This is a genomic window from Koromonas humicola, assembly GCF_059726255.1.
This window is the reverse complement of the sequence record NZ_AP040873.1, coordinates 145,900-167,281: the sequence shown is the minus strand read 5'-3', so window position 1 is coordinate 167,281 and position 21,382 is coordinate 145,900. Positions and strand designations below refer to the sequence as shown.

Annotated in this window: 19 protein-coding genes; 6 read left to right on the top strand and 13 right to left on the bottom strand. The window is 57.9% G+C overall.

Features of this window, described 5'->3' with window-relative positions; translation table 11 throughout:
- Nucleotide 1 precedes the first annotated feature (1 nt).
- The 5 genes from AC6IZD_RS00725 to AC6IZD_RS00705 all read right to left on the bottom strand — a co-directional run bounded on the left by AC6IZD_RS00725 (nt 2) and on the right by AC6IZD_RS00705 (nt 6,400).
- Complete coding sequence (locus AC6IZD_RS00725; protein ID WP_497785759.1) at nt 2-340, bottom strand: hypothetical protein; 339 nt, start codon at nt 338-340, stop codon at nt 2-4.
- A gap of 283 nt (nt 341-623) precedes the next feature.
- On the bottom strand, nt 624-1,607 hold the full coding sequence (locus AC6IZD_RS00720) for a small ribosomal subunit Rsm22 family protein (protein WP_497785758.1): 984 nt from the start codon (nt 1,605-1,607) through the stop codon (nt 624-626).
- Nucleotides 1,608-1,659: 52 nt separating this feature from the next.
- Entirely contained in the window at nt 1,660-2,643 is a 984-nt protein-coding gene (gene mltG / locus AC6IZD_RS00715; RefSeq protein ID WP_497785757.1) for an endolytic transglycosylase MltG, read from the bottom strand.
- 226 nt (nt 2,644-2,869) lie between these two features.
- Complete coding sequence (locus AC6IZD_RS00710; protein WP_497785756.1) at nt 2,870-3,457, bottom strand: class I SAM-dependent methyltransferase; 588 nt, start codon at nt 3,455-3,457, stop codon at nt 2,870-2,872.
- Between the two features lie 120 nt (nt 3,458-3,577).
- Nucleotides 3,578-6,400 carry a M48 family metalloprotease gene (locus tag AC6IZD_RS00705; RefSeq protein WP_497785755.1) on the bottom strand — a complete coding sequence of 941 codons (2,823 nt, stop codon included), beginning with the start codon at nt 6,398-6,400 and terminating at the stop codon, nt 3,578-3,580.
- A 241-nt stretch (nt 6,401-6,641) separates the two neighbouring features.
- On the opposite strand from AC6IZD_RS00705, the gene AC6IZD_RS00700 reads away from it, so the two are divergent.
- Nucleotides 6,642-8,885 carry a TonB family protein gene (locus tag AC6IZD_RS00700; RefSeq protein WP_497785754.1) on the top strand — a complete coding sequence of 748 codons (2,244 nt, stop codon included), beginning with the start codon at nt 6,642-6,644 and terminating at the stop codon, nt 8,883-8,885.
- 57 nt (nt 8,886-8,942) lie between these two features.
- Here AC6IZD_RS00700 and AC6IZD_RS00695 read toward each other — a convergent pair whose 3' ends face one another.
- Nucleotides 8,943-9,296, bottom strand: a complete 354-nt coding sequence (locus AC6IZD_RS00695; RefSeq protein WP_497785753.1) for a helix-turn-helix domain-containing protein — start codon at nt 9,294-9,296, stop codon at nt 8,943-8,945.
- Between the two features lie 348 nt (nt 9,297-9,644).
- Nucleotides 9,645-9,992 carry a hypothetical protein gene (locus tag AC6IZD_RS00690; RefSeq protein ID WP_497785752.1) on the bottom strand — a complete coding sequence of 116 codons (348 nt, stop codon included), beginning with the start codon at nt 9,990-9,992 and terminating at the stop codon, nt 9,645-9,647.
- Nucleotides 9,993-10,120: 128 nt separating this feature from the next.
- On the opposite strand from AC6IZD_RS00690, the gene AC6IZD_RS00685 reads away from it, so the two are divergent.
- The 5 genes from AC6IZD_RS00685 (at nt 10,121) to AC6IZD_RS00665 (ending at nt 14,744) form a co-directional block, all read left to right on the top strand.
- Nucleotides 10,121-10,585, top strand: a complete 465-nt coding sequence (locus AC6IZD_RS00685; RefSeq protein ID WP_497785751.1) for a YkgJ family cysteine cluster protein — start codon at nt 10,121-10,123, stop codon at nt 10,583-10,585.
- A 342-nt stretch (nt 10,586-10,927) separates the two neighbouring features.
- Nucleotides 10,928-12,070, top strand: a complete 1,143-nt coding sequence (locus tag AC6IZD_RS00680) for a Re/Si-specific NAD(P)(+) transhydrogenase subunit alpha (RefSeq protein ID WP_497785750.1) — start codon at nt 10,928-10,930, stop codon at nt 12,068-12,070.
- Between the two features lie 8 nt (nt 12,071-12,078).
- Nucleotides 12,079-12,438, top strand: coding sequence for an NAD(P) transhydrogenase subunit alpha part 2 (locus tag AC6IZD_RS00675; protein WP_497775969.1), 360 nt, complete (start codon nt 12,079-12,081; stop codon nt 12,436-12,438).
- The gene (locus AC6IZD_RS00670; protein WP_497785749.1) at nt 12,439-13,827 is read left to right on the top strand and encodes an NAD(P)(+) transhydrogenase (Re/Si-specific) subunit beta; all 1,389 of its coding nucleotides are present in this window, start codon (nt 12,439-12,441) and stop codon (nt 13,825-13,827) included.
- Between the two features lie 188 nt (nt 13,828-14,015).
- Nucleotides 14,016-14,744: a FadR/GntR family transcriptional regulator gene (locus AC6IZD_RS00665; protein WP_497785748.1), complete on the top strand. Its 729-nt coding sequence runs from the start codon at nt 14,016-14,018 to the stop codon at nt 14,742-14,744.
- A 92-nt stretch (nt 14,745-14,836) separates the two neighbouring features.
- Here the strand turns inward: AC6IZD_RS00665 and AC6IZD_RS00660 are convergent, their stop codons facing one another.
- From AC6IZD_RS00660 to AC6IZD_RS00635, 6 genes are read right to left on the bottom strand one after another with little or no spacing between them, the layout of a single operon-like run.
- Nucleotides 14,837-15,922, bottom strand: a complete 1,086-nt coding sequence (locus tag AC6IZD_RS00660) for a hydrogenase large subunit (RefSeq protein WP_497785747.1) — start codon at nt 15,920-15,922, stop codon at nt 14,837-14,839.
- Nucleotides 15,919-16,341 (bottom strand): NADH-quinone oxidoreductase subunit C, encoded by a 423-nt coding sequence (locus AC6IZD_RS00655; protein ID WP_497785746.1) that lies wholly within the window; start codon nt 16,339-16,341, stop codon nt 15,919-15,921. Before AC6IZD_RS00655 ends, AC6IZD_RS00660 begins: the two co-directional genes overlap by 4 nt.
- A gap of 38 nt (nt 16,342-16,379) precedes the next feature.
- Complete coding sequence (locus AC6IZD_RS00650) at nt 16,380-16,784, bottom strand: 4Fe-4S binding protein (protein ID WP_497785745.1); 405 nt, start codon at nt 16,782-16,784, stop codon at nt 16,380-16,382.
- A gap of 3 nt (nt 16,785-16,787) precedes the next feature.
- On the bottom strand, nt 16,788-17,696 hold the full coding sequence (locus AC6IZD_RS00645) for a respiratory chain complex I subunit 1 family protein (RefSeq protein ID WP_497785744.1): 909 nt from the start codon (nt 17,694-17,696) through the stop codon (nt 16,788-16,790).
- Nucleotides 17,687-18,235, bottom strand: a complete 549-nt coding sequence (locus AC6IZD_RS00640; protein WP_497785743.1) for an NADH-quinone oxidoreductase subunit B family protein — start codon at nt 18,233-18,235, stop codon at nt 17,687-17,689. Before AC6IZD_RS00640 ends, AC6IZD_RS00645 begins: the two co-directional genes overlap by 10 nt.
- A complete protein-coding gene (locus AC6IZD_RS00635; protein ID WP_497785742.1) occupies nt 18,232-21,330 on the bottom strand; it encodes a proton-conducting transporter transmembrane domain-containing protein in 3,099 nt (1,032 codons plus the stop codon). Before AC6IZD_RS00635 ends, AC6IZD_RS00640 begins: the two co-directional genes overlap by 4 nt.
- Nucleotides 21,331-21,382: the final 52 nt, after the last annotated feature.

The window sequence follows — 21,382 nt, the reverse complement described above, 5'->3', positions numbered from 1 at the left end:
TCTATGCGGCCTTGAGCTCCGGCTTCCTGAGTTCCAGCACCGCAGGTTCTACCTTGATTCGGAACTGTGCTTCTCCGGCTAGCTGCTTGGAGCGGAGCGCTTCCGCGATGTCCTCGACAATGCCACTGAACTCGCTCGGGGTCATCTTCTCGAGGTCGATCGAAACCTTTGCGTTGAGCAACACGCTGCCGGGCTTCATTTTTGCCTTCGATGGATGCGAGCTACTCAGCAATCGGTCGAGACTGAAAAGGGAGCGGCTGCCACAGACGAGACACTCATCCGACAGACCGTTGGTGATGGATTCGCAGTCGACACACAGGACTGCTCTGTGGAGTGGCACTACGTTCGACTCACTCCTGAGTCTAGCCGCTTGATGCATGGAAGCCGCCTATCTCAAGAATGCTTGCGTATAGCGTTTTCAGGCTTGGAGTCATGGGCGTTTTGCTTTCCCACCTTAGCCGCGCACAAAAAGCGCGTCGAAGGTGGGGCACCTGTGATGCACCCGGGTCAATGGCACCCAAGTCAACATCCGCACCCGTGGACTGCAATCCTGACACCGCTTTACTTCAGAGGTGTCGAGCGGCCACCAGAGTTGTCCTGAACGCGGATCAGAGAGCGAGAGCTTACCAGCCGCTTCCCCAGCCAAGGCGCTTTAGACGTCGCCAATCCTCTTTCTGGGAACGAGTTACAGTCTGATTTGCGATCTCACCTTCGCGGCAAAGCGTGAGCTGCGTGTAGCCGCTGAATATTCGGGGATGGCGCACGATGCGCGACGAAGGACGCTGCACGTGCTCGCGAGAGAAAGCAACATAGGAGAACTTCTCGTCTTCATGCCCGAGGGTCGCGTCTTTAAGTCGGCGGTGCTCGGCTGTGCGCTCGACGCGAGCGGCAAAATGGCACCAGTCGGAGCTGCCAGCCATGGGACAGGCAAGAGCATTGGGGCACGGTGCCGCCAAGGCCGCCTCGGAGGCGAGTAGTTGGGTACGCGCCGCGAGAACGTTGGCGTAGCCGGGCTTTGTTCCGGGTTCGATGATGATCAGCAGCTTCGCAGTTCGAGCCCAAGCCTGACGGATGAGTTCGGCGCGTTTTGGTGCCGGTAGTTCGTTCAGCGCGTAGCAACAAAGCACCAGGTCCCAAGTGCCTGAGGGCAAAGCCCAGTTGAGATCGCCCTGAACCCATCTGGCTTGGCGGACTGCTGGGTGCTCGGACTTTGCAGCGAGACGACGCGCGATGTCGATGAGCCTGGGATCGCGTTCAAACGCGGTGGCGGACTCGATCCCGGGAAAGACTTCTGCAGCTGCCCAGAGTGCGGTGCCAGGGCCGCTGCCGAGGTCAAGGACAGAAACGGGCTCTGAATGTGTCGTTTCGCAGGTCCCACTGAGAGCCGCAGAGGCGGCGGCGAATGTTGCCGGAACGCGGACAGCTAGGTAGGCTGCGCGCTGGTCGTCGGTGGAGAGCGCAGGACTGGAAGACGTGCGCGGCGAGGTGCTTTCGGCGCTCTGGCGATAGGTGGCACTGAGCGTGGTGGAAGCGGCACGCAAGCGAGCAGGGTTTGCGGAACTGAGTTCCTCGTCAATGGCGCGGCGCAACGCAGGAGGAAGCTGCATTAGAACGAGACTCCGTGCTGAAGCATGAAGCCAGTATTGCTTTGCACGTTCATCATCGTGACTGCGCCTTCATGGCCTTGCGATACGCGATGACATTGCGCTCGTGCTGTTCAAAGTTGGCGGAGAAGTGGTGGCGTCCGCTTCCGTCTCCGGCGGCGACGAAGAAGAGGTACTCGGTGCTGGCTGGCTGCATCGCAGCCTTCAGCGAGGCCGCTCCGGGATTAGCGATTGGCCCGGGTGGAAGTCCAGCGAACTTGTAGGTGTTGTAGGGCGACTCGGACTGAAGATCGCTCTGGTAGATGGTTCCGCGATAGTTACCGTTGAGCTGTGCAGCGTAAACGACCGTTGGGTCGGCAGCAAGCGCCATGTTATGCGAGAGGCGATTGGCGTAAACGCTTGCGACTTCGGGACGTTCCTCGGGTGCGGCAGTTTCCTTTTCGACGATAGAGGCGAGAGTGACGAGGCGGTGCGTGTCGTGATTGAGACCGAGGGCCTGCGCCTCGCGCTGGAAACGATGCACCATGGCTGCGGCCATGTCGCGCATGCTCATGGTGCGCGAGAAATTGTAGGTGTCCGGAAAGAGATATCCTTCAAGGCTCTTGGCCTGAGGATCGACAGCGCGCACGAGGTCGGTATCGTGAGTGGCGACTTTGAGGAAATCATCCTTCTTGCCCAGTCCGGCGGCTTCGATGGCGGAGGCGATCTCAAACATATTGAAGCCTTCGGGGACTACGACGGTGTGGATGAGAACATCTCCACGGGCAATCCGGTCGAACACTTCTAGTCCGTTGGCGGCACGCACAAAGCGGTATTCACCGGCCTTGAGCTTCTTCTTGGGCATGGCATAGTGCAAGAGTTCGAAGGCGTAGCGGTTGCGGATGATTCCGGCACGCTCGAGCTCGGCGGCAATGGTCTTGGAGGACGATCCCGGCGAAAAAAGCAGAGTCTGGGGGACCGGAGGCGCGACCGGAATTGCGTACGCCCATGCAAACACTAAAACGCCAGCCAATAGGACAAGAGAGATGAAGCGGACCATATAGATCTAGTGTAGATGAGAAGCGGGAGAAGACGAAGGAGGCGGAATCCATATCCTGTCGGCAGGAATGCATGTGTACATGTGGGATCTTTCGTCGCGCTCAGGTGGACTGCTATATAAGAGGGCAAGAACAGGAGCAAAAGCAACTACCCCACTCAAGCCAGAGGATGGCTTGAATGGGCCACCTGGAGATTTAGGATGGAGGCCGGGCTTCTCTCGAAATTCGTTAGGCGCGTTTTTTGCAGGTGAAGAGTTGTGCGGGAAGTACGTTGAGGGGTTCGAAGTCGGTTCGAACCTTTCCGAACTCGCGACGAAGGTATGGAAGCACGGCGCGGGTGAACTGGTAGATAAGCAGCGCACCTTCGGGATTCAATGCCGCACGGGATTCTCTCATGACACGTACGCGAACATCTTCGGTCAGCGTTGTATAAGGAATGCCGGAGATGATGTAGTCGGCACCGGGATAGCCAAAGCTCCGGAGGACGCGACGGACGTCGGCGGCTGATCCGTGCACAACCTTCAAACGCGCATCGCGATTGTGCTCACGAAGCAATTCAACAAAGTCTTCGTTCATCTCGATGGCGATCAGGACGGCATCGGAAGGCAAGCGCTTGAGGATGGAAGCCGTGATGGTGCCTACGCCCGGACCGTACTCTACGACAACTTTCGTCCGACTCCAATCCACTTGCTGCAACAGGCGCTCGACGAGAAACCGCGAGCTTGGGATGAGCGAGCCAATCATCCTCGGATGTTTGAAGAAATTATGAGCGAACACGAGGGCGCGGCGAGAGCGGCTGGGGAGAGCTGATCCCAAAGTCTTTTCTCCAATGCGCTCGGTAGGATGCACATACATGTCCTCGCGATGCTGTCACGGGCCAGATGTTCACCTTTGCGAAACCGGACTTGGACCAGTCTCGGGCTTTTTTCGTTGAGTTCACTGCCCGCCCGCGGGCGCAGAGGATGAGCTGAGATCGATTCGGAATAGCGTCTGGTCGGCGGTGACTACGTTAAGCAACGATGGATTGGAGCCGAAGGCCAGAGATGCGATTCGTTCAGTGAACTCAAGCTGCTGGCGCTGCTTCAGGGTGTGAGTATCGAAGACGGTTAGGCGTCCGTGATTGTTGGAAACTAGAAGATTGTTCCCGTCAGGAGAGATCGTGGCAGAGTTGCCGAAGATGCGCCCCTGAAGATGACCATCGAGCGAGTAGGCGAGAAGCCGGCTTTGTTCGTCGCTTATGAAAAGGCGATCGGAAGTGAAGAACGCATCGGAAAACGCGAACGAGCCTTTCCCTGTGTCGATGAGCACCCGGGCGCGGAGATTCCCTGTATCGAGATCCAGAAGCTCAAGATAGTAAACACCTTGCTTTTCGCGGAGTTCGTGCTGCCTCTGCTGAAGCTGAGGACTGTTACGGATCTGAGCTTTGGCTTCGTCATCGTTCACACGCCAGATGAACACAATCGAATGGGCGTTCTGGTCTCGATAAGAACTCGGAACGCCGTCGCGGAACTGACGTGACCACAACAATGAGTTGGTACAGACGTCGTGAACTTCGAAGGTGACATTCTTGTTGTACTCGTCCTTCTTAGCCGGGCGCTCGACAATGAAATAGCGGCCGGATTGCCAACTTTTCACGTTCTCCTCGGTATCCAGGTTGCGAACACCGCCTCCGTTGAGATCGGCAGTGGCGATGCTTCGTTTTCTCTCTTCCCACTTGGGAAAGACGGCACAGAAGAGGTTTTTGTCGTTGAAGTAGGCACCATCGAAGTTGCGCGTATAGACGAGGCGTTTGTCGGTATTGAGATTCCAGACGGCTCCGCGCGATCCGCCAGAGAGCGCAAGCATACTCATGTCGGGGGAGAGCGCTGCGGCACGAAGCTCGCCCAGAGTTGTGTCCATCATGGGAGAGGCTGAGAGCTCTTTCCCATCCGTAATGCTGTGGACCGCGATTCTTCCGTCCATGCGCTCGCGCACGACCACGTCGCCATAGAGATCAAGTGCACGGGTCTTGCTGGCCATGAATATGATGTTCTGCTTGATGCTGAATACGCCAGCGGCGTGATCCTTAATCGGGCGTAGGATGAGGTACTCGGGATTCGAAGCGACCTGGAAACGAGTGAAACCCGTGCCGAGCCGTCCCGCAAGGATACGACCATCGGCAAGGTTCACAACATCGGCTTTGCCATCCGACTCGACTCCGATCATGCGGTGATTGTCGAGGAACGCAAACTGTAACCGCATGATGCGTTTAATGTTCTGGTCGAGAGAAACCTGCTTGCCAGTTGCGAGTTCGATGGCGGTGGCGATGTTGTCGCGACCGATATACAGGAATCGGTTGTCGGGGGTGAAGACGATCTGCGCAATCGAAATACTGTCAGAACCGGATGTGCTAGCCACGATCAGGTCGAGCATTGTCGAGAAGAGCGCTCCGGAGAAGAACGATTTCTTCTCGTAAACAAGATCTCCGGTATCTACGTCATGCACGCGCAGGTCGAAATTGACTCCTGAGAGCTGGACGCCGGTACCGGATACGCATGCGAAGTAATTGCCATCGGACGAAAGCGCAGTCTGCTCGCACCCATTGCGTTCGTACACTTCGTGGACTTCCTGCGACTGATCTTCGATGTTCCAGACCTCAACGCGAGGAGAAGAGCCGAGAGAGGACACGTAGAAGACAACGTGCTTCGAGTCAGGCGAGAATTGCGCCGGGTGTGCGCGTTCAGCATTTATACGCAGCAGAGGCTTCGTATTTTCGCGTAGAAAGATGACAATGCTGCCTTCGTCCTGAGCAAGGAAGTAGCGGCCATCAGGGCTGATGATGAGCTGATCGAGGTCGGCGCGAATCGCGGGCTGCAACTTCTTGCGCAAGACGACGCCTTGCAGAGATTCGCGATGTCCAATGCCGCGATAAGCAAGAACGGTGGACTGCCACTGCTGGAACTCTGAAGCTGGAAACTTCGCGCTGGGCTGAATGCAGAAGGAAGGTACAGAGGCAGCTTCCTTCGTCATTTCCCGTAAGCGATGTGCGTTTGGAGTGAAGCCTCCGAAGATGTTGGAAAACCAGGACCCCGTTTTCGGCTTCGACTCCACAAATCGCCCGAAAAGATCGGGCATAGTATGGGGTTCGTATCCAGCGCGGGCCAGGGCAAAGAGGCCGACCAGATCAGCCTGAAGTTGTTCGGCATCCTCGTTGTGCTCGGAATCGTAATTCTTGCGCCGCCAATTCTCAAGCAGTTCGTTGTAGCGGTCGTAAACTTCGCCATTCTCAAGGTGATCGATCTTGAGAACGTGGCGCATGTGCTGCGAGATCTCAGTGGCGCTCTGGTGAGTTGCGACATGGCCTAGTTCGTGTGCAAGGATGGCGGCAAGTTCGTCTTCGGAATGAAGAAACGCAACCAGCTTGCGCGAGACATATATACGGCCTCCGGGGAAACTGAAGGCGTTTGCCTCGGGGATGTCCACCACATAAAAGCGAAATCGAATTCCGGTGGGCGGAAGAGTGGCAACCAGCTTGTCTCCCACGCGCTGCAAATAAGCGGTAACGTCGGGATCTTCAAGCACCCGATTTGATTGCTGGAATTTATAGGTGGTCACGTCGCCGAGTTCGTTTTCCTGCTCATCAGTGAACAAGCTTTTGACCTTGGAACTCTGCGAAAGAGGAAGCTGGCATCGGGCGTCCGTCTGTGAAACAGTGATGGTTGCCATAGTAACGAGAAGGAGACAGACAGCAAGGGACACCCTGATTGCGCGATTCATCATGTTCTCCGAATTCAGAAGAATCTAGCGCATTCAGCAAACGATGAGAACAGAAATAAGCCAGCTGAAACGGACGAGCGACGCAGGAATCGCTGAGCAGGAGTGGATTATACGTCGGCAGTTTGAGCCTAATTGGAAATGTGGGCTAAGATTGTGCGCTTTTGGCGAGTACGGCAGGCGCGGTTCTGACATCTGAAATTAGTAGAATGTGGAGCTCAGGATCGGGGCTCCGCGGACGTGCACCATGTCTAAAATGCTGGATTTCTACGGCCTGCGGGAACAGCCCTTTGGGGTATCGCCCAATCCTCGCTTTGTGTACGCGCGAACGCAGCACCTTCAGACGTTGGACCAGCTCTCAACCGGCATCGAAGACTGCGATGTGCTGCAGGCCCTGATTGGAGAGGCTGGTAGCGGCAAGACCACCGTTTTGCTGGAGCTGATGCAGCTCTATCGCGGTGAGGCCGACGTCGCATTTGTGTTCCACACACAGTGCAGTGGAGACGCGCTGCTGCGCATGATCGCCGTCGATCTGGGAATTGCGGGAGCCGAGGCCGAGCACGACGGGTTGCGGTTGCAGCAGTTGTTTGCCGGATTTGTATCACAGGCAGGACGCAAGAAACCGGTCATCATCATTATCGACGAGGCGCAGAACCTAGATGGCTCGGCACTCGAGTCGGTGCGTCTGCTGTCGAATGTTGAATCCACGGAGAATGCGTTTCTACGCATCATTCTGGCGGGACAGCCGGGGCTTGAAGCAAATCTGCGTACTGAAAGCCATGCCCAACTGCTGCAGCGGATCACGACAATCTGCCGAATGGAACCGCTTTCCCCGGCTCAGGTGAAGGAATACATCGAGCACAGGCTGAAGGTGGCAAGTTATGCGGGCGCGGCGCTGTTCACCGAAGATGCTCTCGTCAAGATATGCAAGGCGAGCCGAGGGGTTCCGCGGGAAGTGAACCGGCTTTGTGCCAACGCGATGAAGCTGGGATTTGCGCTGAAACAGCGAGAGCTGGCGGGCGGAATCGTGGACGCTGTGCTTGCGGACCTTGATGTGGGAGCGAAGCCTGGGGACGAGAAGCGCGAGGAGCAGAAAGACATCGCGGCACGCGCTGTCGAGCCAGAGATTCCCAGAAGTACTGCCGCCGCTGCCGCTAGTTCACAGGTGGAGATTGGAATGGCGCAGCGAACCTTGGGGGATCAGGTGATTGAGAGCGTTGTACCGGAGTTAGGGTGGATCGAGCCAAGTTCCGCACCCAAGGAAGAAAGCACCGCGGGGGGAGACGTTGCGCCAAAGACCACCGACAACTGGAAGCTGGATCCGGCGATTGATTTGAGCTTGGCCGACCAGATGATCGATTCGGTGCTCTCAGGCGTAGAAACACCATCTCCCGAGCTCAGCAAAGCTGAGGCGGAGGCAGTGAAATCTGAACCGGAAACGGTCAAGACGCCGGGGAAGGTATTTGAAGACGCAAGTCTGGCGTCATTCTTGTCGAAGCTGGATTCTGTTCCGGAGCTTTCAGGCGAACTTTCGCCTAGTGCGAATGCGGCTGCGAAGGCAAATCCGAAGGACAAGAGCAAAGTGGCTGGGTATCGTCCCGCTCCGAAATCACCCGCTCCGAAATCAACGCAAGAGCCGCAGGATCGTGGGCCGAGGCTGGTACCGAACTCTCCCGTAGGGTCTGACACTCCGCCTGATACAACGCCGGGAGCGGTTCCGGTGGACCCGCGGGTGTCAAAGATATTTGCGCCGCGAACGCCCAGAGTGGTGATCAGAACGCAGGGGAGCGCGGCCGAAAAGCTAGAGGTGCGGCCTGACCCGCGAGTGTCGCAGCTATTCGCTCCGAGGATCGCGAAGCATGAGGAACCGGTAACGGCGAACGCTCCGGATGAATTGCGTAAGAGCTTCCGGCCAGTCCCAGTGCCTCCGCCGCCGATTAAGAGCGCTCAGCAGATTGCACTGGAAAAGGTCGCGAAGATAAAAGACGCAGCGAAGGAGGAGAGCGCCAGACGCATAAGGCATTTGCACGCAGCCGTGGTCATTCCCGTGGTCGCAACGGTGATCGCGCTTATCTTGCTGCTCGCATTGAATGGTGCGTTGCATATTCCCTTCCCTTGGGCGAAGAAACCGGCTCCACGTGCGGTGCCCACGCTGCCGAAGCCGGTGGTGGATGACAGCAATACTCAAGCGGAACACCCACCCGCGCCCGTAATCAAAGCCAAGGACACCCATCCGGTGCTGGTGAAAATGGTCAGGCCAGTTTATCCGGCAGATGCGGTGCGATCGCATGTGAATGGGAACGTCACGCTCAAGGTCTCGATAGGAGCTGACGGGATGGTTTACGACACGCGCGTGGTCAGCGGAAATCCGCTGCTGGCAAGAGCCGCGGTGATGGCTGTGCAGAAGTGGCGATACTCGCCTGCACGACAGAACGGGGTTGCGGTGCCGGGTGAAGAAAAGGTGGTAGTTAGCTTCGACGAGCGACCGTAAATAGATCGGCGCGCCCGAAAGGCGCGCTCATGATCGGAAAGCAAAAATCAGAGGTACCTAGCGACCGTTCGAGGCCGCCATTTTTTTGACCATCGCAACAACGAGTTTGCGGTCGCTATCGTTAAGTCCACTGGAGTAGCGGCGAATCTGGGAAAGGAACCGCACCTCTTCATCGCTAAGCTGAGGCAGAGCCCTGACGGGGCCACTATCGCTAGCAGGCTCGGCGAAGAAACTACCCAAAGGAATCTCAAGGGATTCGGCGATTTTTGCCAGAGTGTCTAACGAGGGCACGGTGTGACCGTTCTCTACACGTGACAGATAGCAGCGCAGAAGGCCTGTGCGTTTTTCAATGTCACCCTGTGACATACCCTTTTGCAATCGGAAATTCCGAATCGTTTCGCCAATATTCATCGTATGAGTACACCTGCGCTCGGGAAAACGCGCGACCATTCCTGAGGGAAGTTAAATGGTAATTAGAATGCAAACCTGAGTGCAAGCAAATTTTAGTCGAGTTAACGGCACATCACATCGCAGTGTGATGAAAGCACGCAATTACGTGCTGTATGCCTGTTGGCAGGAAGTGAACATAGAGTGGCAAAAATGCAGAGCAGGAATGAAGCCGCCGATTTGCATGGAAATGACTTTGGGGCGCGGTGAAACGAGGAAATTTCTCTTTGCGTCAGCTAGGTGATTGATTCTGGTGAGTCTGGGTGCCCATCGTCGCGTGCGGTCGCACGATGGAGCACCCCTTTGGAGGCTTTAGCTGGCGCGGCGGATCGCGCCGTAGAGGCCTTCGGCGACGCCGATTATGGCAAGCGCGACGACGACGTGGATGATCTGGATGACTCCGAAGGTGTGGAAGGTAAGCGGGAGCTGTTTGAATCCAGCGACGGGGACGAGGACGGCGAGGATGACGCCGAGGATGCCGGGGACAACCGCCTTCTTGAGAATGCCGACAATGGACAGGATGAAAACCACGGCGGAAATCAGAAAGCCAACTCCGATGTGTGGTGCGAGATAGCTGGCCGAACCACTCCACAGAAACAAGCCGAGAACGAGACCGACCAGAGCCAGGATGCGTACGAGCATGATGAGAGCTTTTGCCATGCGATGCCCCTTTCGAAAATGCGCAACGGAATTCTACTCTGCTTAGATTCCAGCAGGCGGAAATCGACTCCTCGGAAATGAGAGGGACGACGGTGGAGCGGTAGGGGTCCTTTCGGCTTCGCCTCAGGATGACACTGCTAAAGAGCAAAGGCAAAGGACGGCGGGGTGGTTTCGAGTACACTCGGCAGATGCGTTTTGAATGCAAAAAGGGATGCACGAAGTGCTGCGAGCAGAAGGGCTTCGTGTATTTGACTCCGGAAGATATCGCGCGCATTGCGAGTCATCTGAAAATCGGGCGGGTGGAGTTCCGCAGACGCTATGTGTGCGGGAAGAAGCCGTTGTTGCGGTTCCGAAAGCCGCGCGGGAAGCAGTGTCCTTTCCTGATGACGACAGGGTGCTCGGTGCACGAGGTGAAGCCACTGCAATGCAGCGCGTTTCCGTACTGGCCAGAGCTACTGAATGATCCCAAACAGCGGCGTCATGCGGCGTCGTATTGTCCGGGGATGAATCGAGGACCGCTGGTGAACATCCAAGTCGCACGTGGGGTGGCGGCAGAGGTGCAGAACGCGTTTCCGCTGCTGTACGAGGAGTAGGCGGTGCATGTTGCTTCACGACTCCGGCATTGAGAGAGTGAGCAGTAGGTGACCTGCGGCGGCAGTGGAGATAGAGATCCTTCACTTCGTTCAGGATGACACCATAATGATCACACCGGCAGTTCAGAGGCTGGCGGGGTAGGGGTCCTTCACTTCCTTCGGATGACGCCATAGCTCAAACCGCAGTTCAGGATGACACTGTTGTCTTACGGTAGCCGCGTGGGGCGGTTCAGAAATTCACAAGAAATCGAAAAGAGGTGCGATATCAGGGAATCAGCTCTGAGTCGCGCAGCATCGAAGTAGTGTTTGCATTCCTAACACTATGAGGTTACGGAGGAAATTGTGCTTGTCGCCATTTTGAAAGAGAGCAGACAGGACGAGTCCCGCGTGGCTCTGACACCGGATGGAGCGAAGACGCTTACCGCACAAGGCGTGAGCGTCGTGGTGGAGGCAGGGGCGGGATTGCGGGCGGGGGCAAGCGATCAGGATTACGAAGCAGTGGGCGCGCAGATTGCAGACGATCGCGCGGCGCTGGTTGCTGAGGCCGATGTGATTCCGGTGGTGAATGTGCCTCCGGTGGAAGACCAGACAAGACTGAAGAATGGCTGCGTACTGATTGGGTTCTTGCGTCCGCTGGATGAGCCGGCGGCGCTGGAGACGGCGGTGCGGCGCGGGGCGACGCTGATTTCGATGGAACTGGTGCCGCGCATAACGCGAGCGCAGTCGATGGATGCGCTGTCATCGATGGCAACGGTGGCCGGATACAAAGCCGTGATTGTGGCGGCGGATCACTTGCCGAAGCTGTTTCCGCTGCTGATGACGGCGGCGGGTACCGTGCCTCCGGCAAAGGTGCTGGTGCTGGGCGCGGGCGTGGCGGGGTTGCAGGCGATTGCGACAGCCCGACGGCTGGGCGCGGTGGTTGAGGCCTATGACGTAAGAGCGGCGGCGGGCGAGCAGGTGAAGTCGCTGGGTGCGAAATTCATCGAGGTCGATCTGGGCGGGCTGCAGACGGAAGACAAGGGGGGCTATGCGAAGGAGCTGAGTCCGGAGGCACTGGAGCTGGGACGGCAGGCGATTGCGCGGGCAGCGAAGGTTTCCGATGTGGTAATTACGACGGCACAGGTGCCAGGACGACGGGCTCCGCTGATGATTCCACGGGCGGCGGTGGAGGAGATGCGCACGGGGGCGATCATCTTCGATCTGGCGGCTCCGGCGGGTGGCAATTGCGAGCTGACAAAGCCGGGCGAGACCGTTGTGCACAACGGCGTCACCATCTTTGGGCCGTTGAACCTGGCGGCGGAAATGCCGGTACACGCGAGCATGCTGTATTCGCGCAACCTGAGTAACTTTCTGCAATTGATCTTGAAAAATGGCGAACTGACGCTCGACCGCAAGGACGAGATTATCGCCGGGGCGTGTGTCGCATTCGGCGGCGAAATTGTGAACGAGCGCGTGACGGCTGCGGCCGGTGCGCAGCAGGCGTAGGAGATTTCATGCAAGGACTGAATCCGGCGGTACTGATCGCGGCGCTGTATGTGTTCTGTCTGGCGGCTTTTCTGGGGTATCAGGTGATTTCGAGAGTGCCTCCGCTGCTGCATACGCCGCTGATGTCGGCGACGAACGCGATCTCGGGCATCTCGCTGATTGGCTCGCTGGTGATTGCCGGGATGCACAAGGTGGACTTCCATGCGCTGGCGCACGGAGGCGATGCGGCGAAGCCTTCGATTGCTACTCTGCTGGGATTCATTGCGGTGACGACGGCGACGATCAACGTGGTGGGCGGTTTCGGCATTACGGATCGCATGCTGAAGATGTTCCAGTCACGAAAGACGGCGAAGGGAGGAAGCAAGTAAATGGAGCAAGTCGGCGTTAATTACTTCCTCGAATTCACCTACCTGATTGCGTCAATTCTTTTCATCCTGGGCCTGAAGGGGCTGAGCCATCCGGAGTCGGCAAGGCGAGGCATGTTTATGGCCGAGGCTGGCATGGCGGCGGCCATTATTGGAACGCTGTTCCACCACAAGATCATCACGTACGAGTGGATTGCGGCAGGGCTGATTGTGGGCTCGATTGTGGGCGCGCTGATGGCGATCTGGGTGCCGATGACGGCCATGCCACAGCGAACCGCGCTGTCGCACGCGTTTGGCGCATTTGCCGCGGCGCTGGTGGGCATTGCCGAATACACGCTGCATGGCGGGCTAGAGATGCCGACATTCACGCGCGGCGCGCTGGGATTTGAAGTGATGCTGGGTTCGCTGACGACGACGGGTTCGCTGATAGCGGCGGGCAAGCTGCAAGGCGTGGTGAGAGGGACTCCGGTGCAGTTCAAGGGACAGCAGGTGGTGAACCTGTTGCTCTTTGGCGGGATGGTGGCGTGCTTCGTGTATTCGATTGTGAATCCGGAGGCGACGGCGGCGTTCTACGCGATGGTGGCGCTGGGATTCGTGTTCGGAATCATGCTGGTGATTCCGATTGGCTCGGCGGATATGCCGGTAGTGATGTCGCTGCTGAACAGCTATGCAGGATTGGCGGCGGCGGCAACAGGATTTGTGCTGGGAAACAATGTGTTGATCATCGCCGGTACGCTGGATGGATTCTCGGGCTTGATCCTGTCGATCCTGATGTGCAAGGCGATGAATCGCTCGATCACCAATGTGCTGTTTGGCGGCTTTGGCGCGGTGCATCATGCAGCGGCAGAAGGCGAAGCTGGTGAGATGAGGGAGATTTCGCTGGACGACGCAGCTGTGCGACTGGCGTATGCGAACAAAGTAGTTTTCGTACCGGGATATGGGCTGGCGACGGCACAGGCGCAGCACGCAGTGCGCGAGTTGGCTAGCGCGCTGGAAGAACGCGGTGTGACGGTGAAGTATGGGATTCATCCGGTGGCGGGACGTATGCCGGGGCATATGAACGTGTTGCTGGCAGAGGCCAACGTTCCCTATGGCGAGCTTTACGAGATGGAGCAGATTAATCCGGAGTTTCCATCGACCGATGTGGCGGTAGTGGTAGGTGCGAATGACGTGGTGAATCCGGACGCGAGAGACAACACGAACAGTCCGATTGCAGGGATGCCGATTCTGGAAGTGGACAAGGCGAAGTCGGTGATTGTGCTGAAACGCGGTCAGGGGAGAGGGTTCTCGGGACTGGAGAATCCGCTGTTCTTCAAGCCGGTGACCAGCATGTTGTATGGGGATGCGAAGTCTTCGCTGACGCAGTTGGCGCAGGAAGTGAAGAACGTGTAAAGACCATTCAGCCTTATTCATACCAGGGGAAGGAAGGTCAAAGTCAACAACCCCACCCTAAACTCGGGAAGCACGAGTTTAGGGGTGGGGCACCCCGGTGATCGCCTTAGTGTTCGGTTAATATGAAATCGTGATTGACAGGAGAGAATTAGAGCCTATCCTAGCCCTGTCAACAGAGTGGCTTTCGAATGTTCGCTAAGACTTTCAGCGGTCTCGGTCCAGTTGCGCGCGCTACCTTGAGTGAGCAGGTGGCGAAGCAACTTGCTGCGCGGATTACTGCCGGAGACTGGAAACCCGGAGAAAGACTGCCATCCGAAGCGGAACTGTGCAGGGTGTTCAATGTGGGTCGCTCAAGCCTGCGCGAGGCACTGACTTCGCTGGCTTTCATCGGGTTGATTCGCGTGCGGGCGGGTGGCGGAAGCTATGTGGCTGAGCAGCCTTCGGCGTATTTCACCAGTCCTTGGCTGAGCAATGGATTGTTGACGAATGCAAAGTCGCTACGGGAATTCATCGAGGCGCGTCTGATCCTGGAGTCGGAGCTCGCAGGGCTTTGTGCGGAACGCATATTGCCGGAGCAGATCCGGGAGATGGAAACACTGATCAGGCAGATGGCGGATTCGCTGGACGATCCGGCAGAGTTCTGCAAGCTGGATCTTTCATTCCATTTGCTGATGGGACAGGCAGCAAACAATGACGTGCTGAGCAATATTCTGACCGGCGTGCGCGAGCAGATGATGGATCTGATCGGAAAAAGCCTCCTGGTGAAGGAAGGTATGCAGCAGGCCGTCGTACAGCACAGCAAAATCCTGGAGACCTTCCGGCAGCACAATGCGGCAAAGGCGCGGGAGGCCATGCGGAATCATCTGCAGTCATTCCAGCGCGGGTATCATGTGCTGTTTGAGAGTGCAGAGCAGTAAGAGCTTAAGGACGGGGTTCGCTTCGCTCAGGAAAAACAAAGGAAAAGTAAGGCGCCGAAGGGATCGGCGCCTATTGCGTTTTTGGAATGCGTCTAGCGATCCGTGCAGGAGTAGCAAGGATCGATGGATGCCTGGATGAGCGGAGCATCGGCTAACTGCGCGCCGATGACGGCCCACTGTACGGAAGGCATATTGGCGAAGGTTGGCGTGCGGATCTTCACGCGTTCCGGGATGTCGCTGCCGTTGGACGTGACCGAGTAGAAGACTTCGCCACGCGGAGCTTCGAGGCGCGAAACTGCAGTGCCTGCGGGCACCTTGAGGCGTGGCATGCCGGGAGCGCAAGCGATGGGGCCTTCGGGCAGATCGCGAATGACTTGGCGCAGAATCTTGCAGCTCTCAAGCATTTCGAGGGCGCGGACAACGAGGCGGGCGCGGACATCACCGTCGGTCTGCACAGGGACTTCGAACTGCAAGCGGTCGTACACGAGGTAAGGAGCGTCGCGGCGAATATCCTGACTGACACCTGATGCGCGTGCGAGTGGTCCGACGATTCCCATGGCGCGTGCCTGCTCGTTGGTCAGTATGCCGATTCCGGCGCAGCGATCGCGCACGGTGGGATTCGTGGTGAAGACCGGGATGACGGAGCTGACGAGGCCCTTCTCGATGTTGTCGACGATCTTCAGGATGACATCGGTGTCGGTGATATCACGCATGACTCCGCCAAAGCAGTTCATGCCGTAGTTGACGCGGTTTCCGGAGATCAGTTCGAGCAGATCCATGACCTGTTCGCGCATGGCAAAGCAGCTCATGAACATGGTCTTGAAGCCGATGAGCTTGGCGGCGATTCCGGCCCAAAGAATATGCGAGTGCAGGCGCTCGAGTTCGGCAACAGCGACCCGGATGTACTGCCCGCGCTCGGGAACCTGGAAGCCGAGCAGGCGCTCGACAGCGAGGCAAAACGTTGTGGTGTGAACGTTGGAGCAGATGCCGCAGACGCGTTCGACGAGTGCAATGATCTGTTGGTAATTGCGCTTCTGCGCGAGGTACTCGATGTTGCGGAAGTTGAAACCGACGTTCAGCTCGGCCGACTGCACGGTTTCGCCGTGGCAGAAGAGATCGAGTTTGTAGGGCTCTTCGAGAGCCGGGTGGAACGGTCCAATAGGAATTTTGTAGGTCATTGCTTGGCGACCTCGCGGCGGTTCAGCCCCGGCTCAAGTCCGGACCGCAACATCAAAGGCTTTGTATTGTCGCGTCCGATGAATTCAACGGCGAAGTATTCGTGAATCTCGCGCTCGATCCAGTCGGCTCCGGGCAACAGATCGAGAATGCTCGGGATCTTGTTGCCTTCGGTGCGAGTGGTAAACGTGATGATGGTTCCCTTCACATCCCAGTGGTAGTCGAGACGGATTTCGCCATCCTGGCGCTCCATGGACATGATGGTCATAAGGCGAGCGCCCTCGGCGAGCATGAACGTGGTCATGGCGCGCACGTCGAGCGCCTCAGGTGAAATCCACCAGCTACCGTTCTTCTGTTCCCACCCATCTTCGGCGCGTAATTCGAGCAGAGTCGAGTCGAATCGCAATTCTGTTAGCGTCATGCTTGCACCCTCACTTCATCCAGCTCTCTTTCGATGTACTAGGCACCTGCGGCCTCGTTTTTTGGAGCGGCAGGAGTCGCCGGAGCGGCTGGCGGTTTGGTCTTCTTCTTCACATGATCGGTGTGTGCGAGACTTCCGTATTCCACATATACCGGAGGACGCTCGCTTTCCATTTCAATGGAATGCTTAGGGCAGCGAGAGACGCAGCGCGAGCAGAAAGTGCAACGCGCGGGATCGTAACTCCATTGGTATCCATCGAGGACACGCTGCACGGTGATAGCCGAGGAGGTGCATACGTAGGCGCAGAGTCCGCAGCCGGTGCACTCGTCAGGATTGTTCTTCACCATGCCCCGGTACGCACCGTGAATGGGTGGACGTTCCGGGAACGGCAGCGTAATGGTGCCTTCGCGAAGATTCTTTAAGAGCAGCTTGATGATGCTCATCGTCTAACCTCGAATCACAATGGCAGAAATCAGAAAAACCGCTGCCAGTACAATGCCCCAGCGCCAATAGAAGCGCACCGAGTGTTCAATGGTGAAACGGGCCGTCGCGGCGGCAACCGTCGCCAACACGATCACCACCACGCAGCACAGGAAAGCGAAAATAGCAGCATCAGCCAAAACAAATCCGGTGCGCGGGAACGCAAGAGAAACAACCAGTCCGGAAAGAGCAAGCCATTCGAGTCCGTGAGCCAATTCCCAGAGCGCGAGATCGCCGCCACTGTATTCGGTGAGCGGGCCAGAGTAGATTTCCTGCTCGGCGCTGGAGACGGAGAACGGGTTGAGGCGAAGCTTCGCCGGAATGCAGATGAGTATGGCCGCGAGTCCCAGCCAGCGCGCAGGTGATGCCGTGGGCGTGGCGAGTTCCGAGATGCGGAAGGTGTGAGCCGTCATGGCGATCATCATCACCGCGACGAGGAAAAGAAGGTTGCTCGCAAGGCTGAGCGAGGCTTCGCGCATGGCTCCGACCTTGCCGTAAACGGAGCGCGAGGTGAAGCCCGCGAGGATGTAGAACATCGAGGGCAACTCAAGGAGCGTTATGAGCAGGATAAGATCGCCGGAAAAGCCTGACTTCCCGGGGAAAACCGGAAGCAGTGCCAGCGCGGCGAGAAGCGTGAGAACCGAGAGCGCAGGCCACGCCTTCATGAGTAAGCCTTCGATGCCGCGTCCCTCGATGGGCTCCTTGCCGAGCAGCTTTACAAAGTCGTAGAAGGGCTGGAGCAATGGCGGACCGAAGCGCTGCTGCATGTGGGCGATGGTCTTTCGCTCGACATAGAGGAAAAACCACGCCGCAGGGACAGCGAACAACAATCCGGGGAAAACGAGTAGTCGGAGAATGGCGATGGTTATTTGCATAGCGCCTCTCCTTCTGTTGCGGACTCGGATTGGTCGGTCGGCTCAGAGGTCGCGCTTTCGGCGTCCGGCTCACCCTGCATTTCATCAAGCGTGAGAGGCTTGCGATCGGGCTGTCCGAGAATGGCTGCGGCCTTTGCGATGCCTTCGATGATGGCATCAGGACGCGGCGGGCATCCGGGGACGAAAACATCAACCGGGATGTGTCGATTGAGCGGGCCTACGACGGTTGGGCTTCCGGCGAACGCATTGCAAGTCGCTCCGCAGGAGCCGAGCGCCACGACCACTTTGGGATGAGGAACCTGGTCGTACACGGCCTTCACGGCGTTGACCGATCCCATAGTGACGGGGCCGGACACAACGAGAATGTCAGCATGACGTGGGCTGCCTTCGAGGTGGATGCCAAGCTGCTCGACGTCGTACCGAGGCGCGATGCTGGCAATCAGTTCGATATCGCAACCGTTGCAGCTCCCGGAATTCATGTGGAACAGCCAGGGGCTCTTGGTGCGGCAGTGACTAACGAGTTTCTGTAGCAGCTTCATTGGATGCCTCGCAGTAAGTTCTCCAGCCCGACGGGCAAGACGCCAGAAAGAAGCAGAACCGCGACTAGAACGATCACGGTGAGCTTGCTCAATCCGGCCTCGCGAGAAACAGCCTCAGAGGCTTGGGCGGTTGATGGTCCCCACCAAACTCGAGTGAGCGTGAGGACATAGGCGATGAGCGCCATCATGGAAGCGGCAATCAAGAGCACGAGCAAACATGTGCTTTGCTGTGCCGCTGTCTCGTAAAGGCGCCAGCGTCCGATGAAACCCATCGTGGGCGGAATTCCGAGCACGGCCAGCATGCCGAACACAAATCCCCCGGCCGATATCGGGTACCGCGATGCAAGAGCCTGCGAATGATCGTTCAGTGCGCCATCGGCTTCCGGTGAACTGATCGAGATGAACAACAAGGCCTTGGCGATAGCGTGGGCAGCGGCTCCGACGATTGCACCGTCGAAACCGATGGCTGTTGTGGCGACCAGTCCGAAGGTAAGGAAGCCCATGTCCTCGACAGTGGAGAGAGCGAGTAGTCGCTTGATGTCGCGCTCGGCCAGCATCAATGCACCCGCGATGACTGCCGTAAGAGCGGCAGCGCCAAGCCACAGAGGACGTGGTTCAAGCAACCAAGGCATCGCTCTTGCCACCAGCGCGAGTTCGCCAAAGGCCGCGATGTCGATGACGCAGATGAGGAGGGCGATAACGAGCGACGGTACCTGAGCGGCGACCTTGGGCAGCCACATCCAGAACGGAATGAGCGCGAGTTTCAGGAAGAATCCCGCGATCAGCAAAGTGCGGGCGACACTCGCGTTTCCGTTCTCAAGCAGCAGGAGGCCGGGAACGAGCGTCGCAGCAGAAGCGATGACGACCGATGCGTAAGTCCAGACGGCAGAGAGATGGGATTCGTGCTTACCCCCCTCAAGCCCAACTGATGGGCTTGAATGGGCCACCTCTGCGTTTTTCGCGCTCTGGTAAATGAGAGCGATGGCCAGGAACGAAGCCGTTTCCAGCAGAACCAAGCGCAGCGTCGCGGACTCAATGAAGAGTGCCGCAACGGCTGGTGCTCCGGATAGCAAGATGAGCGCGGAGTATTTGCGCCATGCTGAGTTGGCGACAGATGCAAGCATCAACGCGAGCAAGGCGATTCCGCTGCAGAGGCCGACGATGGCGGGAATGTGTTCGGCGGCGGCCACTGGAATCGGCGTGATCGTCGGTGCGAACTTCTGCGCGACGGCTAACGTCACAACCAACGCACCGAGAAGCGTGGCGATAACGTTGGCTTCAAACCACGAGATCACGGTTCGGAAGGCTGAAGCCGCACGGGAGAGAGCCTGCCACACGCGCAGATAGACCTCATCGACGTTGAGGCCGCTAAGGATCGGAGACCACTGACGCTTGAGGATTTCGGAAAAGTCGCCTGCGGAAATGTGGGAGTCGTTGCCGAGTGGCTCGCCTCCGGTGAAGGTTCCACCACCTACGGCCACCGTGGCATAGGCGGCGCGATGAGCTACAACCGTGCGAGCCGGGCGTGCGATGGCGAAGTAGATGATTCCACCAATGACGGCAGAGACGACGGCCATCACCAATCCTACAGAAGCCGACCAGCTACCCATGGCATCGGTCATTCCGAACCATGAAACGCCGACCGCGGCAGGCATTCCGAATGCCGCCAAAACTGGGTTGATGATGAGGCGCACGGCGAGCTGAGGTGCGATACCAAGTATGACGGTCACGACGGTCAGCAGGATCATGCCTGCGGTCATCGTGGCCGGAGACTCGTGGGCGTGCTCGGTCTGTTTGTTGGTTTCGCCGAGGAAAACGGCACTGGTCGCCTTAACTCCGATGAATACGGTACCGATGGATGCGACCCAGGCGGCGAGCGCCGGGATGACCATTCCGGTCTGCAAGGCGGCGGTGTAAACGAGCCACTTGCTGGCGAATCCACTCATGAGCGGAATGCCCATCATGGCTCCGACCGAGATCATCCAGACCCAGGTTGTGCGGGGCATCTTGGTAGCGAGGCCGCCAAGCTTGTCCATGTCGCGAGTTCCGGCAGCGTGTTGGACAGAACCGGCGGCGAGGAAGAGGCTGCCCTTGAAGAATCCGTGATTTACGCAATGCAGGAGACCGGCTGCGATGCCAAGCGGAGTGCCGAGGCCGATTCCGGTGATCATGTAGCCGATCTGGCTGACGGTGCTGAAGGCCAGCAGGCGCTTCAGATCGGTTTGCACCAAGGCGTAGAGGACGCCGACCAGCATGGTGACGGAGCCTACGGTGAGCATCATGATGGACCACGATTGCGGCCATGCGGCGAAGCTGTGCATGCGGGCGGCAAGGTAAACGCCAGCCTTTACGTAGCAGGCAGCGTGCAGCAAGGCGCTGACCGGAGTCGGCGCGGCCATGGCTTCGGGAATCCAAGTGTGCAGCGGGAACTGCACGGATTTGGCTGCCAGCGCCACGAGCATTAGCACGAACAGCCCCGTGGTGAGCGACTGACCCACGGCCGCATCGGTCCAGATGGTGGATCCGGTGCGCGCATAGATGATGAGGATGGCGGCGAGGAGGCCGTATCCGGCGAGGTGCGTCATCAACAGCACCTTGCGGGCTCCGCTGACGGCCTCAGGATTCTTGTACCAGAAACCGACCAAGGCGAAGGAACAGAGGCCAACGAGTTCCCATCCGAGGTAGAAGATCAGCAGGTTCGCGCTGTAAACAAGGGTAACGAGGCCCGCGATGAATGCCAGGATGATGCTGTAGAAGCGCGAGGCCGCACGATCTTCGGCCATGTAATCAATCGAATACAGCAGGACGAGCGATCCGATTCCTGTGGCCATGAAGGCAAACAACAGGCTGAGCGCATCCACGTGCAGGACGAGGGTCAGCGGACCGTCCCAAGTGCCAAGATTGAGTGTGATGGCTGCCCCGTTACGGATTCCGGGATAAGTTCCGAGGACGGCGGCGAGGCTAACGAGGCTGCAAAGGAAAGCGAGAACGCCTTTGGCGCGGGAGGACTGCATCTTCACCAACAGCAGTTGCAACCCAATTCCCAACAACAACGGCCAAAGGGCCCAAGGAACGAGCACAGAAGGCGAAGGCATCAAATCCTCCTCGCGGAACAACCCGCCAAGTAAGGCGAAACAGATGCATGCG

What these genes read in the sequence shown, in the direction of transcription:
- AC6IZD_RS00720 (WP_497785758.1), bottom strand. Translation starts at nt 1,607, where the DNA reads ATGCAGCTTCCTCCTGCGTTGCGCCGCGCCATTGACGAGGAACTCAGT.
- mltG (WP_497785757.1), bottom strand. Translation starts at nt 2,643, where the DNA reads ATGGTCCGCTTCATCTCTCTTGTCCTATTGGCTGGCGTTTTAGTGTTT.
- AC6IZD_RS00705 (WP_497785755.1), bottom strand. Translation starts at nt 6,400, where the DNA reads ATGATGAATCGCGCAATCAGGGTGTCCCTTGCTGTCTGTCTCCTTCTC.
- AC6IZD_RS00700 (WP_497785754.1), top strand. Translation starts at nt 6,642, where the DNA reads ATGTCTAAAATGCTGGATTTCTACGGCCTGCGGGAACAGCCCTTTGGG.
- AC6IZD_RS00695 (WP_497785753.1), bottom strand. Translation starts at nt 9,296, where the DNA reads ATGAATATTGGCGAAACGATTCGGAATTTCCGATTGCAAAAGGGTATG.
- AC6IZD_RS00690 (WP_497785752.1), bottom strand. Translation starts at nt 9,992, where the DNA reads ATGGCAAAAGCTCTCATCATGCTCGTACGCATCCTGGCTCTGGTCGGT.
- AC6IZD_RS00685 (WP_497785751.1), top strand. Translation starts at nt 10,121, where the DNA reads ATGACACTGCTAAAGAGCAAAGGCAAAGGACGGCGGGGTGGTTTCGAG.
- AC6IZD_RS00675 (WP_497775969.1), top strand. Translation starts at nt 12,079, where the DNA reads ATGCAAGGACTGAATCCGGCGGTACTGATCGCGGCGCTGTATGTGTTC.
- AC6IZD_RS00670 (WP_497785749.1), top strand. Translation starts at nt 12,439, where the DNA reads ATGGAGCAAGTCGGCGTTAATTACTTCCTCGAATTCACCTACCTGATT.
- AC6IZD_RS00665 (WP_497785748.1), top strand. Translation starts at nt 14,016, where the DNA reads ATGTTCGCTAAGACTTTCAGCGGTCTCGGTCCAGTTGCGCGCGCTACC.
- AC6IZD_RS00660 (WP_497785747.1), bottom strand. Translation starts at nt 15,922, where the DNA reads ATGACCTACAAAATTCCTATTGGACCGTTCCACCCGGCTCTCGAAGAG.
- AC6IZD_RS00655 (WP_497785746.1), bottom strand. Translation starts at nt 16,341, where the DNA reads ATGACGCTAACAGAATTGCGATTCGACTCGACTCTGCTCGAATTACGC.
- AC6IZD_RS00650 (WP_497785745.1), bottom strand. Translation starts at nt 16,784, where the DNA reads ATGAGCATCATCAAGCTGCTCTTAAAGAATCTTCGCGAAGGCACCATT.
- AC6IZD_RS00645 (WP_497785744.1), bottom strand. Translation starts at nt 17,696, where the DNA reads ATGCAAATAACCATCGCCATTCTCCGACTACTCGTTTTCCCCGGATTG.
- AC6IZD_RS00640 (WP_497785743.1), bottom strand. Translation starts at nt 18,235, where the DNA reads ATGAAGCTGCTACAGAAACTCGTTAGTCACTGCCGCACCAAGAGCCCC.
- AC6IZD_RS00635 (WP_497785742.1), bottom strand. Translation starts at nt 21,330, where the DNA reads ATGCCTTCGCCTTCTGTGCTCGTTCCTTGGGCCCTTTGGCCGTTGTTG.